At 75.3% G+C, this 15,765-nt stretch carries 19 protein-coding genes; 8 read left to right on the top strand and 11 right to left on the bottom strand.

Translation table 11 applies throughout. The features are described 5' to 3' along the window. Positions 1-93 precede the first annotated feature (93 nt). Positions 94-573, top strand: coding sequence for an IclR family transcriptional regulator domain-containing protein (locus ACYX4T_RS02140; RefSeq protein ID WP_476015166.1), 480 nt, complete (start codon positions 94-96; stop codon positions 571-573). On the opposite strand, the gene ACYX4T_RS02135 is transcribed toward ACYX4T_RS02140, so the two are convergent. Both ACYX4T_RS02135 and ACYX4T_RS02130 read right to left on the bottom strand, forming a co-directional pair. Continuing rightward, complete coding sequence (locus ACYX4T_RS02135) at positions 533-919, bottom strand: group I truncated hemoglobin (protein WP_476012931.1); 387 nt, start codon at positions 917-919, stop codon at positions 533-535. The genes ACYX4T_RS02140 and ACYX4T_RS02135 overlap by 41 nt on opposite strands. Before the next feature lie 103 nt (positions 920-1,022). Next, a complete protein-coding gene (locus ACYX4T_RS02130) occupies positions 1,023-1,790 on the bottom strand; it encodes a class I SAM-dependent methyltransferase (protein ID WP_476012930.1) in 768 nt (255 codons plus the stop codon). Positions 1,791-2,029: 239 nt separating this feature from the next. Between ACYX4T_RS02130 and ACYX4T_RS02125 the strand changes: the two genes are divergently transcribed. The 3 genes from ACYX4T_RS02125 to ACYX4T_RS02115 all read left to right on the top strand — a co-directional run bounded on the left by ACYX4T_RS02125 (position 2,030) and on the right by ACYX4T_RS02115 (position 5,142). Continuing rightward, the gene (locus ACYX4T_RS02125; RefSeq protein WP_476012929.1) at positions 2,030-2,191 is read left to right on the top strand and encodes a hypothetical protein; all 162 of its coding nucleotides are present in this window, start codon (positions 2,030-2,032) and stop codon (positions 2,189-2,191) included. After that, entirely contained in the window at positions 2,188-2,829 is a 642-nt protein-coding gene (locus ACYX4T_RS02120) for a hypothetical protein (protein WP_476012928.1), read from the top strand. Before ACYX4T_RS02125 ends, ACYX4T_RS02120 begins: the two co-directional genes overlap by 4 nt. Before the next feature lie 120 nt (positions 2,830-2,949). Then, positions 2,950-5,142 (top strand): HNH endonuclease signature motif containing protein, encoded by a 2,193-nt coding sequence (locus ACYX4T_RS02115; RefSeq protein ID WP_476012927.1) that lies wholly within the window; start codon positions 2,950-2,952, stop codon positions 5,140-5,142. A gap of 31 nt (positions 5,143-5,173) precedes the next feature. Here the strand turns inward: ACYX4T_RS02115 and ACYX4T_RS02110 are convergent, their stop codons facing one another. Both ACYX4T_RS02110 and ACYX4T_RS02105 read right to left on the bottom strand, forming a co-directional pair. Continuing rightward, positions 5,174-5,308, bottom strand: a complete 135-nt coding sequence (locus ACYX4T_RS02110) for a hypothetical protein (RefSeq protein WP_476012926.1) — start codon at positions 5,306-5,308, stop codon at positions 5,174-5,176. Next, positions 5,305-6,318 carry a PLP-dependent cysteine synthase family protein gene (locus tag ACYX4T_RS02105; RefSeq protein WP_476012925.1) on the bottom strand — a complete coding sequence of 338 codons (1,014 nt, stop codon included), beginning with the start codon at positions 6,316-6,318 and terminating at the stop codon, positions 5,305-5,307. The genes ACYX4T_RS02110 and ACYX4T_RS02105 overlap by 4 nt, the downstream gene beginning before the upstream one ends. Before the next feature lie 61 nt (positions 6,319-6,379). Between ACYX4T_RS02105 and ACYX4T_RS02100 the strand changes: the two genes are divergently transcribed. Further along, positions 6,380-7,735 carry a four-carbon acid sugar kinase family protein gene (locus ACYX4T_RS02100; RefSeq protein WP_476012924.1) on the top strand — a complete coding sequence of 452 codons (1,356 nt, stop codon included), beginning with the start codon at positions 6,380-6,382 and terminating at the stop codon, positions 7,733-7,735. Next, a complete protein-coding gene (gene denD, locus ACYX4T_RS02095) occupies positions 7,726-8,685 on the top strand; it encodes a D-erythronate dehydrogenase (RefSeq protein WP_476012923.1) in 960 nt (319 codons plus the stop codon). The genes ACYX4T_RS02100 and denD overlap by 10 nt, the downstream gene beginning before the upstream one ends. A gap of 34 nt (positions 8,686-8,719) precedes the next feature. On the opposite strand, the gene fmdA is transcribed toward denD, so the two are convergent. The 4 genes from fmdA to ACYX4T_RS02075 all read right to left on the bottom strand — a co-directional run bounded on the left by fmdA (position 8,720) and on the right by ACYX4T_RS02075 (position 12,321). Then, positions 8,720-9,973 (bottom strand): formamidase, encoded by a 1,254-nt coding sequence (fmdA, locus tag ACYX4T_RS02090; RefSeq protein ID WP_476012922.1) that lies wholly within the window; start codon positions 9,971-9,973, stop codon positions 8,720-8,722. Positions 9,974-9,998: 25 nt separating this feature from the next. Continuing rightward, positions 9,999-10,637 (bottom strand): AmiS/UreI family transporter, encoded by a 639-nt coding sequence (locus ACYX4T_RS02085; RefSeq protein WP_476012921.1) that lies wholly within the window; start codon positions 10,635-10,637, stop codon positions 9,999-10,001. Between the two features lie 225 nt (positions 10,638-10,862). Further along, positions 10,863-11,144 (bottom strand): FmdB family zinc ribbon protein, encoded by a 282-nt coding sequence (locus ACYX4T_RS02080; RefSeq protein ID WP_476012920.1) that lies wholly within the window; start codon positions 11,142-11,144, stop codon positions 10,863-10,865. Positions 11,145-11,244: 100 nt separating this feature from the next. After that, positions 11,245-12,321 (bottom strand): substrate-binding domain-containing protein, encoded by a 1,077-nt coding sequence (locus ACYX4T_RS02075; RefSeq protein ID WP_476012919.1) that lies wholly within the window; start codon positions 12,319-12,321, stop codon positions 11,245-11,247. A gap of 100 nt (positions 12,322-12,421) precedes the next feature. Between ACYX4T_RS02075 and ACYX4T_RS02070 the strand changes: the two genes are divergently transcribed. Beyond that, positions 12,422-12,892: a MarR family winged helix-turn-helix transcriptional regulator gene (locus tag ACYX4T_RS02070; protein WP_476012918.1), complete on the top strand. Its 471-nt coding sequence runs from the start codon at positions 12,422-12,424 to the stop codon at positions 12,890-12,892. Between the two features lie 3 nt (positions 12,893-12,895). Here ACYX4T_RS02070 and ACYX4T_RS02065 read toward each other — a convergent pair whose 3' ends face one another. Beyond that, positions 12,896-13,276, bottom strand: a complete 381-nt coding sequence (locus ACYX4T_RS02065; protein ID WP_476012917.1) for a MerR family transcriptional regulator — start codon at positions 13,274-13,276, stop codon at positions 12,896-12,898. A 57-nt stretch (positions 13,277-13,333) separates the two neighbouring features. Between ACYX4T_RS02065 and ACYX4T_RS02060 the strand changes: the two genes are divergently transcribed. Continuing rightward, the gene (locus tag ACYX4T_RS02060; protein WP_476012916.1) at positions 13,334-14,239 is read left to right on the top strand and encodes an NAD(P)-dependent oxidoreductase; all 906 of its coding nucleotides are present in this window, start codon (positions 13,334-13,336) and stop codon (positions 14,237-14,239) included. Here the strand turns inward: ACYX4T_RS02060 and ACYX4T_RS02055 are convergent. Together ACYX4T_RS02055 and ACYX4T_RS02050 are read right to left on the bottom strand one after the other, a co-directional pair. Then, positions 14,181-14,879, bottom strand: coding sequence for a CDP-alcohol phosphatidyltransferase family protein (locus tag ACYX4T_RS02055; RefSeq protein WP_476012915.1), 699 nt, complete (start codon positions 14,877-14,879; stop codon positions 14,181-14,183). The genes ACYX4T_RS02060 and ACYX4T_RS02055 overlap by 59 nt on opposite strands. A gap of 55 nt (positions 14,880-14,934) precedes the next feature. Continuing rightward, positions 14,935-15,714, bottom strand: a complete 780-nt coding sequence (locus ACYX4T_RS02050) for a methyltransferase domain-containing protein (RefSeq protein WP_476012914.1) — start codon at positions 15,712-15,714, stop codon at positions 14,935-14,937. Positions 15,715-15,765: the final 51 nt, after the last annotated feature.

Raw genomic sequence — 15,765 nt, 5'->3', positions numbered from 1 at the left:
AACCTCACATCTGGCAATCGCGATAGACCCCTCTCAGACCGGTGCCCAGGTGAGGTCGCGCAGGAGCCCGACCGCGGCCGCGGGCCCCTCTAACTGCTCCGGGAACGCCCGCCGCACCCGCAGACCCTCGGCACCGCCGGCGGCGTCCGACTCCCCGCGCACCTCACCGCGTCCGGGCGTGCCGTCCTCGCCGGGCTCGCGCCCGCCCAGCGCCGGGCCCTGCTCGCCGGCGCCGGACCCCTGGTGCGGCGCACCGACCGCGGCCCGACCTCACTGCGCGCGCTGTCCGCAGTGCTGGCCGCCGAGGCCCGGCGCGGCTGGTCGGTCGAGGACGGCGAGGTCAGCCGCGGCTACGCCTCGGTCGCCCGGGCGGTCCGCGACGCCGACGGGGAGGCGGTCGCCGCGATCAGCGTGACGTTCCCGCACCACTGCGAGCCGGTGTGCGACGCCGACTTCGGCGACCTCGCGGCGGTCGTCGGGCGGACCGCCGTCGAGGTCACCCGCCGGCTCGGTGGTCGATCAGGGGCGGGCGTCAGGCCGCCTGCACCACCTGGGGGCGGTAGCTCTCGATGATGTCCATGAACTCGCGGTGCTCCGCGTCCGGGACGCCGAGGAAGCTCAGGGTCGCCGCGATCTCCATCGACACCGCGTCGAAGCCCTTCTCGTCGATGGAGAGCTCGTCGTGGGCCCTGACCATGTCCTCGCCGAAGTAGCACTTCGGGCCGCCCGCGGCCTCGATCGACCAGGCCGTCACGAGGAACTTGTAGCCCGGCGCGTTGGCCGGGTTCCCGTGGTGCTCGTGGACCGCCTCGTTGGCGTTGACCGCGGCGTTGGCGAAGAGCCGGTCGACGAGGACGTCGACCGCGCCGGCGATGCCGTAGACGCCGCCGAGGCGCTCGTACAGGGACTGCTCGGCCATGGGGACCCCCTCCGTCGTCGCCGCCGGTGACGTGGTGGGTCGGCGGCGTGATCACGTTCACTCTGGCGGGCCCGACGCGCCGCGGTCAATGGCGCACAACCGATCAGCCGGGCACGACCCAGCCCTTGACGAACGCGAAGTGCTCGTCGAACCGCAGGACCGGCTCGTCGCGGTAGGCGTGCCGGAACTGGGCGATGCCCTCGCGGAGCTCGTCCTCCGAGAACTCCCCCAGCACGGAGAGGTAGCGCGCCTCGAGCAGCCGGACGTAGCGCTCGCGGTCGATGGTGGTGTGGAAGGTCCGGTAGCTGACGCTGGTGCGCAGGCCCACCGCCGCGGCCGTGTCGACGATCTCCGCCGGCTCGGGCTGGAGCTGCGCGAAGCGCTCGTGGGCCTCGCGGAACAGCGGGTGGTTGATCGTCCGCGGGAGCATCACCACGAGGATCCGGCCGTGGCGTGACAGCAGTCCGACGAGCCCGTCGAGGGTCGCCCGTGGGTCGCGGACGTGGTGGATCGACTCCTTCATGACGATGGCGTCGAGCTGCTCGCCGCCGGGCAGCGGGACCACCCCGGTCGCGAGGTCCTCGGCCCCCGCGACGAGGGGCTGCAGGGCGGCCAGCTTCGGGAGGCGCTCGAGCATGGCCGGCACGGGGTCGACGCAGAGGATCGGCCGGGTCGGTCGGACGGTCTCGGCGATGCGCCGGGTGTAGAGGCCGGTGCCGCAGCCGACGTCGGCGATGGCGTCCGAGGACGTCAGCCGCAGCGCGTCGGTGATCGCGTCGGCGAAGCGGCGCACGTAGTCCGGGTCGTAGGACCAGTGCTCGTCGTAGTCGGCGGCGACGCGCTCGTAGTGCTCGGCGGTCCGGTCGGTCATGGCGGCCTCCCCGCGTGCGCTGTGACGGCGGTCTCGTCGTCGCGTCAGGGTGGCACGCGTGGACCGGACGGAGCAGGGGTGGTGGAGATCGGATTCGTCGGCCGGCGCCCGTGTCGGTGCCGCGGTCGGTGGGGTGATCCCCGTCCCGGAGCGGCCGAGCGGGTGGTGTCGCCGCCGTCTCCTCCCGCGGAGGCCTGCTCGTCTGGTGCCGGGACGCCGGACGTGCCAGCGTTCCCGTCATGGACATCGGCCCCGTCCGCCGCCGCCTCACCGCCGAACCGATCAGCTCGCCCGTGCCGGGTGACGCCGTCGAGGTCGACGGGTCCGACGACGTCGTCAGCACCACCGTCCCCGGCGACACCACCGCCCCCGACGACTCCGTGCCGCAGCCCGCTCGGTGACGACCCCGGTCGACCCGCACCGCCCCGGGCCCGCCGAGCTCCTGGGCGTCCCGGACCTGCCCGCGCCGATCCTCGGGTGGCGGACCTGGCGCGTGGGGCGCCGGGCCCAGCGCCGCGCCGATCTCATCGCGCCGCTGGCCGGCGTCGTGTGGCCGGCACGTCGGCCGATGATCGCCCACTGCGGGTCGGCGGGGCACTCGCCGCCCGGCGACCGCTGCCGCTGCGGCCTCTACGCCGTCGCGGACCCCGGCACGCTGGAGTGGGGCCCGTCCGACGTCGAGGTGCTGGGTGTCGTGGCGCTGTGGGGGCAGGTCGTCGAGGGGACGCGCGGCTGGCGGGCGTCGCACGGCTACCCCCGGGTGATCGTCGCGGGCCCCGGCGTGCCCCCCGAGCAGCGGGCCGCGCTGGCCCGCCGCTACGGGGTGCCGGTGCACGGCGCGGACCTGCCGGCCAAGGCGCTCGCCACGCAGCTCTCCGGCGACCGGGCCGTCGCCGACCGCCTCCGCCACCGCCCGGTGGACGAGACCGAGGCCCTGCTCGCCGAGCGGATGCCCGAGTGGACGCGACGCTGGCAGGCACGGCAGGCCTGCACCGCGCGGCGTCCCGGGACCCTCGGCCGGCTCTGGCGACGGCGCTGACGCGCTCTGGCGCGGACGGCGCGGCCGGAGAGAAGTGAGACCTCTTCGTGACCTCCAGCAGGCCCTCGTCGGCCCTCGACGGGGCCGCCACTGTCGGAGGGCACCTCTAACGTCGTCCCCGTGAGCATCGACCACGACCTCCGGCCCGGCCTCGCCGCCGAGCTGGACGCGCTCGCCCCGGGCGCGGAGCTGGTCGCTGCTCTCGAGCGCCTCTCGCCGGCCGCGCTCACGGGCGAGGACCTCGCGGCCTACCTGCGGGCCTGCCAGCGCGCGACCAGCCGCGGCGCCGCCCGCCTGCTCGACGCGATGCACCACCTGGGCCGCGCGCAGGCCGACCGGGTCGACCGCCGTGCCGGGCTCGACGAGTTCTCCGGCGACGAGGTCGCGGCGGTGCTCGGGTGGGGCCGCACCATGACCAGCCGGAGGCTGGAGCTCGCCGACGACCTGCAGGATCGCCTGCCCGACCTCGGCGACGCCCTGTGGCACGGGGTCGTCGACGAGCACAAGGCGACCCGCTTCAGCGAGGGCACGCGCGACCTCGCCGACGACCTCGCCCGCCATGTCTGCCAGGTGCTCCTGCCCGAGGCCGCCGAGCTCCCGCCCGCCGAGCTCGTCCGGCGCATCGAGCAGGTGGCGACGGCCCTCGACCCCGAGTGGGCGGCGCGCCGCGCCGCGCGGGCGGAGAAGAACGCCCGGGTGATCCTCACCCCCAACCCCACGGGCACCGCGACCTTCTCGGTGTGCGACGTCGCCGCGCCCAGCGGGCTCGCCATGCGCGACCGGTGCGACGCCCTGGCCGCCGCCGTGCGCCACCTCGGGGTGCTGACGCCCATCGGCGCCCTCCGGGCGCAGGTCGCCGAGCGTCTCCTCGACGGGTCGGTGGCGGGTCTCGACGACCGGGAGGTCGCCCTGCTCCTCGCCGCCGAGTTCCACGAGCACAACCGCCCCGACGCGGGCACGACCGGCGACGAGGCCGGCCCGGGTGACCGCTCCGGCCGGGGCTCGGACGACCCGGACGGCTCCGACGGCTCCGACGGCTCCGGCGGCTCCGGCGGCTCCGGCGGCTCCGGCGGCTCCGGCGGCGCCGACGGCGCCGACGGCGCCGACGGCGCCGACGGCTCCGACCAGGGACCGGACGACGACCCCGACGACGACCCCGACGACGACCCGGACGACGACCCGGACGACGACGGTGGCGGCCGGGCCGACGACGGTCTCGACGGCCCCGATGACCGGCCGGGCGGTCCGGCGGGCGGCGCACCCACACCCGCGGACCACCCGAGCGAGCAGGGCGTCCTCGACCTGCCGGACCTCCCCGACGAGCACGAGCCGGCCTCCCCGCCGACGATCGCGGGGGCGGACCCGGGGTCCGGGCGTCCCCGGTGCGGCACGTCCGAGCTCCGGCTGCGGCTCACCACCGCGCTCGGCCTCGACGACCTGCCCGCCACCGTCCCCGGCTACGGCAACCTGCTCGCCCACCACGCCCGGACCATGCTCACCGGCTACCGGAGCGGCGAGTGGCGCATCGTCCTCACCGACGACGAGGGCCGCCTCCAGCACGTCCTGCTCGCCCGACGACGACCAGGGCCACCACGACGATCTCCACGACCAGGCGAGCCCCCGGAGCCACCGGACCGGGGGCGGGTCGAAGCGTGCACCGCGATCGTCGAGCTCCAGGTCCCGACGACGCTGGCGGCCGCCCTCGACCCGCGCGCCCACCCCGGCTGGTCCGGTCTGATCGCCGAGATCCAGCGCCGCCTCGACGAGCTCGGCGCGCAGCCCGACGCGCCCTCACCCGCCCGCCCCCACGAGACCCTCGCCGACCACCGACGGCGGCGTCCTCGGATCGAGATCGACCGGTGGGTGCGGGTCCGCGACCGGCACTGCGTGGCGCCCTGCTGCCGGCGATCCGCGCGCCGGGCCGACCTCGACCACACCCGCGACTGGGCCCTCCTCGGCATCACGTCGCACACCAACCTCGGGGTCCTCGACCGACACCACCACCGCGCCAAGCACCTCGCCGGCTGGCAGGTCGCCCAGCCGTCACCCGGGTTGTTCACCTTCCGCACCCGCGCCGGCGTCCGCCACACCACGCGCCCGAAGAAGATCATCGAGCCGCTCCCCCGCCCCCGCCCGGCGGCACGGCCCCGACCGCTCCCCTTCGACGGCCCGGTCGTCGACCCCGACCCGGAGGCCGATGCCGCCGAGGAGGACGCCTGGCGCCGGAGCTTCCTGCGCCGCACCGGGATGATCACCGAGACCACGCCGACCCCGCCCTCGCGGTACGCGGACGACGGCCCGCCGCCCTTCTGAGCAGGCCCGGGCACCGAAGAGGTCAGTCCTGTCAGGACGAGCCAGCCCCCGGCCGCGCCCGCAGGTGCAGGAACAGCGGCACCCGCTGCCAGCGCCGGTCGGCGCCGTCCCGCACGAACGCTCGCGTGTCGTCGCCGAGCGGGTGGTGGAGCGAGCGGAAGGTCATCCCCAGCCCGGCGCGCTCGATCGCACCGGCGTGCCGTCCACGCCCGCAAGTCTCAGCCATCGAAGAGGTCGCCGGCGAGGTACTTGATCCCCGTGTCCACGGCCACCGTCACGACCGTGCCGCCCGGGCCGACCTCCCGCGCCAGCTCCAGCGCGCCCGCGACGTTCAGCGCCGACGACGTCCCGACGAACAGCCCCTCCTCCCGGGCCAGCCGCCGGGCCAGCTCCCGCGCCCCGTCCTCGTCCAGCGCCCGCGCGTCGTCGTACGCCCCTGGGTCGTCCGGAGAGGAGGGCGCCAGCAGCGGCGGGACGAATCCCGGTCGCCGTCCCCTCCACCCGGTGCGGCCCGCCCGTCCCGGCCGTCAGCGTCGGCGAGCTCGCCGGCTCCAGCGCCACCACCCGCGTCGGCCCCGCCCCGTGCAGCACCCCGGCCACGCCGGCGAGCATCCCGCCCGTCCCGACGGCCGCGCAGAAGACGTCCACCGCCGGAGCCTGCGCCAGGATCTCCCGCCCGAGCTCGGCGTAGCCGACGAGGGCGTCGGCGTTGTGGAACTGGTCGGTCCAGAAGGCGTCCTGCTCGGCGACGATCCGGTCGACCTCGGCCCGCATCCGCACGAACAGGTCCGGCGTGATCCGCCCCTCGCGGCTCGGCACCACCGTCAGGTCCGCGCCGAAGGCCCGCATCGTGCGCAGCTTCTCCGGCGAGAAGGCATCGGAGGAGACCACCGACAGCGGGTGCCCGAGGACCGCGCACACGAAGGCCAGCGACGACCCGGTGCTCCCGCCCGTGAACTCCACGACACGCCGCCCCGGCCGCAGCTCCCCCCGCGCCCGCGCGCCCGCCACGATCGCCGTCGCCATCCGGTCCTTGTAGCTGCCCGTCGGGTTCGCGCCCTCGAGCTTGACCAGCACGTCCGCGGCCCCCGCGGGCACGACCCGGCGCAGCCGCACCATCGGGGTGCCGCCGACCGCGTCGAGCACCGACGGCGCCACCCCCGCGTGTCCGGCCACGCCCGACAGCATGCTCCGGGAACGGCCGGTCCTGCGACGACGGACCTGCGACGATGAACCGATGGGCTCCGACCGGCTCGCCGCGCTCCCGCCCGTCCGCGAGGTCCCGGCCGAGCGGGTGCGGGAGGCGCTGGTCGGCACCCCGACCGTCGTGGTGCTCGACGACGACCCCACCGGCACCCAGACCGTCCGCGACCTCCCCGTCCTCACCCGGTGGACCGCCGAGGACGTCGACTGGGCCCTCGCCCAGGACACCCCCGCCGTCTTCGTCCTCACCAACACCCGCAGCCTCGGCCCCGACGACGCCGCCGCGCGCACCCGCGAGGTCGTCCGTACCTGCCTCGCGGTGGCCGGCCGCCGCGGCACCGACGTCGTCTTCGCCAGCCGCAGCGACTCCACGCTGCGCGGGCACTTCCCGCTCGAGACCGACGTGATCGCCCGGGAGGCCGGCGCCTCCGACGCGGTGATCCTCGCGCCCGCCTTCCCCGACGCCGGGCGCATCACCCTCGACGGCATCCACTGGCTGCGCGACGCCGACGGGCTCACCCAGGTCGCGGACAGCGAGTTCGCCGCCGACGCCACCTTCGGCTACCGCTCCTCGCGCCTCGCCGCCTGGGTCGCGGAGAAGAGCGGCGGCGCCGTCCCGGCCGCGGACGTCGCCGAGGTCGGCATCGAGGAGCTCCGCAGCAGCACGATCACCCTGCCGCGCGGACGGGTGATCGTCCTCGACGCCGTCGTCGACGACGACCTGCGGGCGGCCGTCCTCGCGATCCTCGCCGCCGAGCGGGCCGGCGCCCGCTACGTCTACCAGGTCGGGCCCTCGTTCGTCCGCGCTCGCGCGGGCCAGGACGCGCAGCCACCGCTGACCGACGCCGAGCTCACGCAGGCGATCGGAGACGGCCACGGCCTGCTCGTCGCCGGCTCCCACGTCGGGCGGACGAGCCGCCAGCTCGAGCGCCTCGCCGCCCGCCGCGACCTCGCGCGCGTCGAGCTCGACGTCGCGGCCGTGCTGGACGGCGAACCCCTGGACGACGTCGTCACCCGCACACAGGAGGCGCTCGCGCACCGCACCACCCTCGTCAGCACCTCCCGCACCCTCGTCACCGGCCGCGACGAGGCCGAGAGCCTGGCCATCGCCCGCCGGGTCAGCGCCGCGCTCACGACCGTCGTCGGGCAGGTCGTCGGGGCGCTGGAGCCCGCCTACGTCCTCGCCAAGGGCGGCATCACCTCGTCGGACGTCGCCACCGGGTCCCTGCGCGCCGACCGCGCCTGGGTGCGCGGCTCGATGCTCCCCGGGCTCGTGTCGCTCTGGGCCCCGACCAGCGGCCCGCCGCTGGTCGTGTTCCCCGGCAACGTGGGTGACGACGAGGCCCTCGCCGACGTCGTCGACCGCCTCGAGGAGGCCGCATGCGCGTGATCGTCACCGGCGGGTCGGGGTTCCTGGGGACGCTGCTGTGCCGTCGGCTGCTCGCCGGCCCGGTCGGGATCGGCGGCGCGGCGCCGGCCGACGTCGAGCGGCTGGTCGTCGTCGACCTGGTCCCGCCCGCCGACGACGTCGCCACCGACCTCCGCGTCGAGCACGTGCAGGGCGAGCTCAGCCGCACCCTCGGCGAGGAGGCCGACGCCGTCTTCCACCTCGCGGGGGTGGTCAGCGGCGCCGCCGAGGCCGACTTCGACGCCGGTATGCACACCAATCTCGACGGCACCCGCGCCGTGCTCGAGTACACCCGCGGCCACGCGACGCCGCCGGTGCTGGTGTTCACCAGCTCACTCGCGGTGTTCGGGAGCGACCCGGCGATCGGGCCGGTCGGCACCGTCGACGACGACACGCTCCCCCGCCCGCAGTCCAGCTACGGGATCCAGAAGTTCATCGGCGAGCAGCTCGTCGCCGACTACACCCGCAAGGGCTTCGTACGCGGCCGCTCGGTGCGCCTGATGACCGTCTCGGTGCGCCCCGGGCGTCCCAACGCCGCGGCGTCGAGCTTCCTGTCGGGCATCGTCCGCGAGCCGCTCGCGGGCGAGCGCGCCGTCTGCCCGGCGCCGCCCGACATGGCCGTCGCGCTGTCGTCGCCGCCGCGCACCCTCGACGGCATCGTGCGCGCCGCCGAGGTCGACGACGCCACCTGGGGCAGCCGCACCGCGATGAACCTCCCCGCGTTGACGACCACCCCCCGCGCGATGCTCGCCGCCCTCGATCGCGTCGCCGGGCCCGGCACCAGCGACCTCGTCGACTGGGCCGAGGACCCGGCGGTCGTCGCCGTCGTCGGCAGCTGGCCCGACCGCTTCGAGACCCCCCGCGCCCACACCCTCGGCCTCACCGCCGACTCCTCGTACGACGACGTCGTCCGCGCCTACGTGAGGGGCTGACGCGGACGACGTCGCCGGGGCCGGGGAGCCCGTCTCAGGCGCGCGACACCGGCACGCCCTGGCCCGGGTCGATCCTCGTGGGCCCGTCCTTGCCGGGCTTGACGTCGAAGTCGAAGATCCCGGTCGGCAGGTAGACCGTCGAGCACGAGTTCGGGATGTCGACGACGCCCGACAGGCGCCCCTCGATCGGCGCCGCACCCAGGATCATGTAGGCCTGGATGGGCGAGTAGCCGAAGGTCGTCAGGTAGTCGATGGCGTGCAGGCAGGCCCGCTGGTACGACAGGTGCGAGTCGAGGTAGCGCTGCTCGCCGTCGAGGGTGACCGACGTGCCGGAGAAGGCGATCCACTCGCTGTACTGCGGGTCGGTGTTGCCCGGGACGAAGATCGCGTTCTCGGAGACGCCGTACGTCTGCATCCCGCCCTTGATCAGGTCGACGTGCAGGTCGATGAACCCGCCCATCTCGATCGCGCCGCAGAACGTGATCTCGCCGTCGCCCTGGGAGAAGTGCAGGTCGCCCATCGACAGGTTCGCGCCGTCGACGAACACCGGGTAGAAGACGCGGCTGCCCTTGGTGAAGTTCTTGATGTCCTGGTTGCCGCCGTTCTCGCGTGGCGGTGCGGTGCGGGCCGCCTCGTTGCGGGCCCGCTCGAAGTCGTCGCCCGACAGGGAGCCGAGGATCGCCGCTTCGGGCTGGGGCGGCAGGGCCAGCGGCGGCACCCGCTGCGGATCGGTGTCGATGAGGGCCTGCTCGCGGGCGTTCCACTTGCCCAGCAGGTCGTGCGACGGCGCGGTCCCCATGAGGCCGGGGTGGACGATGCCGGTGAACTCGACGTGCGGGACGTGGCGCGAGGTGGCCTTGCCGCCGCGGAAGTCCCAGATGACCTTGTAGGCGTCCGGGAAGTGGTCGGTGAGGAACCCGCCGCCGTTGGTCTTGGCGAACACGCCGGTGTAGCCCCAGCCCTGGCCGGCCAGTGGGCCGGAGTCCTCCTGCGGGATCGGGCCGACGTCGAGGATGTCGACGATGAGCAGGTCGCCGGGCTGCGCGCCCTCGACCGCGATCGGGCCGGAGAGCACGTGCACGTTGTTGAGCGGGGCGTGGAGGATGTCGTCGGCCGAGTCGTCGTTGACGATCGCGCCGTCGAACCACTCCCGGCAGTCGACCCGGAACACGTCCCCCGGCTTGACGTGCACCTGGGCGGGCACGTCGGGGTGCCAGCGGTTGTGGCCGACGATCTGCTGGTCGGTGAACTTCTTGCTGCTGTCGAGCGGGAAGATCTTCTTGGGCATCGGGCTCTCCTCGGGATGTGGGTGGTCAGGCGGGGACGCGCTCGCCGGAGGCGGCGGGCGCGGGCGGGGCGGGCTGCTGCCGACGCGCCCACGGGACCAGGGCGGCGTAGACGACGACCCCGAAGATCGCGAGGCCGGTGGCCAGCGGGACGCCGATCTCGGCGTAGACCCCGGTCAGGAGCAGGAGCGCGGGGATCCAGGCGGTCACCCACCCCTGGATGGCGCAGACCGCGCCGGTGTAGCGCCCGATCCCGTCGCGCCGCCGGCCCAGCAGCACGAAGAAGAGCGACCAGAGGAACGCCCAGTGGAGCCAGATGACACCGAAGGCCGGGTCGGCGAAGCGGGTGAAGTTCAGCGCGGAGAAGACGAGCGCGGTGATGGCGACGAACAGGCAGAAGTAGCCGAGCCCGGTGCCGTCGAGGTCCCAGGTGAGGTTCACCGCGACGTAGAGGTAGGTGAACGAGAACAGGAACAGGCCGGACGCCGCCAGGATGACGTCGGCGTCACCGTCCGCCGTGAAGATCAGGTAGAGCGGCGTGATGATCTGCAGCCCGCCGACGAAGAAGTTCATCGGTGCGGCCGAGCGGGCGTCGATCCACCCCAGCAGCATGACGCCGTTGATGAACAGCACGGCGCCGACGAAGAGCAGGCCGACGCTAGCCACGGGGCGGCGCCGATCGGGGTCGCAGCACGGGACGTCCTCTCTGTCGTGGTCCCGCCCGAGGAGGAGGGCAGGAGGCATCGCGGCCCCGGGACGACCGGGGCGGACGGGGTTGCGGTCAGGGACGGCGGTCAGGAGCGGCGGTGAGGGCCGCGGTCAGGGACGGCGGTCAGGGGCCGGTCAGGGGCGCGGTCAGGGGCGCGGTCAGGGGCGCGGTCAGGGGCGCGGTCAGGGGCGCGGCAGCGCCGCGGTGCGGGGGTCGAGGGGGCGCGACGGCCCGACGGGCCGGGGTGGTGGCGCGCTGACGACGGCGGGCTCGGTGCGCGAGGCCTCGGCGCGGTCGATCGCCGCGACCTTCCCGCGGTCGGCGAGCGCGAGCCGCGGCGCAGTGATCATCTTGGCGGCGTCGGCGCCGCAGGTCGGGCACGGGACGACCGCGGGCGCCGTGCCCATCGGCCGCATCACGTCCACGGGACCGTCCGCACCGCAGCGGTACGCGTAGAGCGGCATCGCCGGGCTCCTCCTTCGTCGAGGCCTCGACGGCGAGGCGGGTGTGACCCAGGAATTCCTTTCCCAGGAAACTAGCGACGCCCCGGTCGGGCGTCAACAGTCAGAGCTGCTGCACGACGTCCCAGGTCAGGCCGTCGGCGACGGCGAGGAAGACCCGCTGGCGCAGGTGCCGGTCGCGCAGCTCGACCGTGCCGCGCGGGCTCTCGTAGGCCAGGCCGTCGGCCACCGACATCATCGCCGGCACCTGCGTCGACCCGGCCCGGCGCATCAGCTCGGCGAGCAGCCGGACGCCCTCGTAGCAGGACTCGCCGAGGCTGTTGAGCACCGGCGCGTCGTCGCCGAACTCGCGGAAGTAGGTGGCGGCGAACTCCAGCCCGGAGCTCGTCGCGAGGTCCTCGAAGTAGCCCGCCGACGTCATGAGCCCCCGGGTGCTCTCCGGCCCGGAGGCGAGCAGGACGTTCTCCTCGATGAGCGAGCTGAAGCGCAGGATGTCCCGGTCGAGCCCCGCCGCGGCGAAGGCCCGGTTGAAGGCGACGGCGTCGTCGCCGATGAGCAGCATCAGCACCGCGTCGCAGCCGCTGGCCTCGACGCGACCCAGGACGGCCGAGAAGTCGGAGGTCCCGAGCGGCACGAACATCTCGTCGCAGACGGTGCCGCCGATCCGGCGGAGATAGCGCGCCGCCGTCGTCGCCGAGCGGCGGGGCCAGACGTAGTCGTCGCCGACGATCGTCCAGCGCTGCACGCCGGCGGTGCCCGCGAACCAGTCGAGCGTCGGCCCGAGCTGGAGGTCCGGCGTCTCGCCGGTGAGGAAGAGGCCCGGCCGGTCCTCGCCGCCCTCGTAGAGCGCCGTGTAGGCGTAGGGGACGCGGCCGCGGATGCGCGGGGCGACCGCCTCGCGGACCGCCGAGATGTGCCAGCCCGTGACGGCCTGGACCGCGCCGGCGCTGACCAGCGCGTCGACCTCGATCGCCACCTCCTCCGGGCCGCGGCCCCCGTCGACCGGCACGAGGTTGAGCTCCCGGCCCAGCACCCCGCCGTCGGCGTTGATCTCCTGCACCGCGAGCGCCGCGCAGCTCTCGCAGGACGGCCCGAAGATCCCGGCGGGGCCCTGCAACGGGATCACGAGGGCCATGTCCAGCACGTCGCGTCCGCGGGCGCGGTATAGCGACTCGGCCATGAGAAGACGCTAGCGACCGCGGCCACGCCTGGTGCTCCTCCGATCGGACGAGCCGCGCAGGCCTCCCCGCCGAGACCGGTCCCGCGGCTACGATCGAGCGGTGCCGACCAGTGCCGGAAGGCCCTCCGGGGAGGGCGACGAGGCCCTTCGGCTGCTCTCGCTCGTCGAGCGCACCCTCACCGGACGGCTCGAGGAGGCGCTGCGCGCCTGCGGGTCGAGCCTCGACCAGTGGCGGATCCTCAGCCTGCTCGCCGAGCGCGGCGGCTGCCCCATGAACGTGGTCGCCGACCACGTGCTCCTGCTGGCGCCCAAGCTCAGCAAGCTCGTGGACCGCATGGTGTCGGCGAACCTCGTGCTGCGCCGCCGCGACCACGCCGACCGCCGGCGCGTGCTCATCGTCGTCTCCCCCCGCGGGCGGCAGGCCCTCGCGGAGTGGGACGCGGCGACCGCCGGCATCCGCGGCCAGTTCCGGGACGTCCTCGGCGCGGACGCCGAGCTCTTCGACGCCCTGCTGCGGCGCCTGCAGGAGGGCCTGACCCCGGCCCGGCTCGAGACGCCGCTCCAGGCCTGACGCTCAGCAGCTCGCCACGTACCTCTCGTCGTCGGGGACGGCCGTGGCGATGACGGCGTCCAGCCCGTCGCGGGCGGCGGCGAGCTCGTCGATCATGGCGGTGAGCCGGTCGCGCTCGCGGTGCAGGTCGTCGAGCAGCTCCGGGCAGCTCGCCACCAGCCGCGGGCCGTCGGCGCCCATGCACGGCAGGAGCTCGGCGATGGTGGCCGTCGAGAGCCCGGCGGCGAGCAGGGTGCGCACGTGGTGGACGACGTCGACGTCCGCCTCGGCGTACTCCCGGTAGCCCGACGCCGCCCGCCGCGGGCGCAGCAGGCCCTGCTCCTCGTAGTAGCGCAGGAGGCGCGGCGCCACCCCGACCCGACGCGCCAGCTCACCGATCCGCACGTCCCCGACCTCCGGGCTTGACCTTCACACCGGCGTCAGACTCTAGCGTCCCGGGCCATGGAGCACGACGCCGTCACCGTCCTGGGCCTCGGCGCGATGGGCACCGCCCTCGCCCGCGCCCTCCTCGCCGCCGGACACCCCGTCACCGTCTGGAACCGCACGCCCGCCCGCGCCGACGCCCTGCTCGGCGAGGGCGCCCGCCCGGCCCCCGACCCCGCGAGCGCCGTCGCCGCGAGCCCGCTGACCATCGTCTGCCTGCTCGACGACGACGCCGTGCGCACCGTCCTCACCGGGGTCGACCTCGCCGGCGCCACGCTGGTCAACCTGACCTCGGGGACGCCCGAGCACGCCCGGGCCACCAGCGCGTGGCTCACCGATCGCGGCGCCGAGGTCCTCGCCGGGACGATCATGGTGCCGACCCCGCTCGTCGGCCCCGACGAGGGCCTGGTCCTCTACAGCGGGGCGGCCGCGGTGCACGAGCGGCACCGCACGACGCTCGAGGCGCTCGGGCGCACCGACCTCCTCGGGGACGACCCCGGGCGCGCCGCCCTGCTCGACCTCGGGATGCTCGACGTCTTCTTCGCCGGCCTGGCGTCGTTCCTGCACGCCGCGGCCGTGGTGGGCCGGGACGGCGTCCCGGCCGGCGAGTTCGTGCGCTACGCCGAGGAGGTCGTCGCGATCCTGCCCGCCACCTTCCGCGGGCTGGCGGAGGACGTCGACGCCGGGACCCACCCCGGCGACGAGGACAACCTCGTCATGGACGCCGCCGCCCTCGCCCACGTCGTCGCGACGAGCCGGGCGCGGGGCGTCGACCCGGCGCTGCCGGAGCTGGTCCACGGACTGGCGCGGCGGGCCGTCGACCGGGGCCACGGCGGGGACGGGTTCTCGCGGGTGGTGGACGAGCTCAGGTCGCCGCGTCGCCCGGATGGCGCGGTCGTCCCCGCAGCCGCCGGCGGACGTTGACCACCAGCTGCGTCGTCGCCAGCAGGGCCAGCACGGCCCACAGCGCCGCGGCCGCGGTCACCACGAGCACCGCCACCGACGGGACGGTGCCCGCGGCCGCGAGCGCGACGCCGCCGATGACCAGGCGGCTGGGGCGCTCGGCGATGGTCACCACGCCGGTCTCGGCCATCCCCGCCGCGCTCGCGCTCGCGCGGATCGACTCGTCGAGCACGGTGAGGACCGCGGCCGCCGCGCACACCGGTCCGGGCGCACCGAGCAGCCACAGGGCGGTGACCATGCTGACGTCGCCGACGCGGTCGACGATCTGGTCGAGCACCCGGCCCCACGCGGTCGCGGCGCCGGTGAGCTCGGCGACCGCCCCGTCCACGCCGTCGAGCAGCGCGACGAGCACGACGAGCCCGGCCGCGAGCAGCGCCCACCGCCCGCCGAGCGCGGCGACACCGGCGATCGCGACCGCCCCGACCCCGCCCACGCCCGTCACCCACGACGGCGGCACCCCGCGGCGGGCGAGCGGCGCCGCGAGGACGTGCGACACGCGCAACCAGGCGCGCGCCGGGCGGGAGCCGGCCACGTCGTAGTCGCCGTGCGCCCGCGACCAGCGCGCGACGTAGTCCTCGTGGTCTTCCTCGTGGTCGTCCACGTGCACCCCGAACCCCCCGGCCGACGGTCGACAGGTCCGAACAGCCTACTGGCGATCAACCCCCGGACCGGGCCGTGGCGACGAAGCAGTAGCGGTTGACGCTGAAGAGGTAGTCGGTGCCCCGGGAGCGGAGGTCGTCGGTCCAGCGCGCCGCGTCCTCCGCGGTGAGTCCGTCGCGCCCGGTCACGTAGTCGGCGATGGTGAACATGGTGTGCGCGCTGTAGGTGTCCTCGGCGAGGACCGGGTTGAACAGCGGCACGAGCACGCGCTCGGCGACGTCGAACCCCGCGCGCTCGAGCAGGCCCGGCAGGGCCCGGGGCAGGTGCGGATCGACGAGGTGCTCGTCCCACGCCGCCATCACCCGCCGGTGCAGGTCACGGTCGGCGGCGTGCCAGACCACCGAGTCCCAGTCGGTGTCGAGGACGACGACCCGCCCGCCGGCCCGGAGCACCCGGTGCACCTCGCGCAGCGCCCCGAGGACGTCGGCCACGTACTCGTACACCTGGGTCGACACCACCGCGTCGAAGGACCCGTCGGCGTACGGCAGGGCCTCGGCGCCGCCCTCGTCGATGCCGACCCACGGGAGGTCCGCGACGTGCTCGGCGGCGACGGCGTTCATCGCGGTGCTGGGGTCGACGCCGCGGACCGAGCCCTCGGGCCCGACCGCCTCGGCGATCGACCGGACCAGGAAGCCCGGCCCGGACCCGACGTCGAGGACGTCCTCGCCGGGCAGCGGGCGGAGCAGCGCCAGCACCCGCTCGCGCTGCCCGACGACGTCCGGCGTGGCGTAGACGGCCTGGATGCGGCGGGCGGCCTCCTCGCCGAACGGCAGCATCCGTCGAGCCTCCCGCGGCGCCGGGCCCGGGACAAGGACGTCGCCGCGGCC

Source organism: Actinomycetospora sp. ABD4_176, from assembly GCF_056311855.1.
Note: the sequence above shows the minus strand (reverse complement) of the source record. Positions and strands in the feature narration are given on the sequence as shown.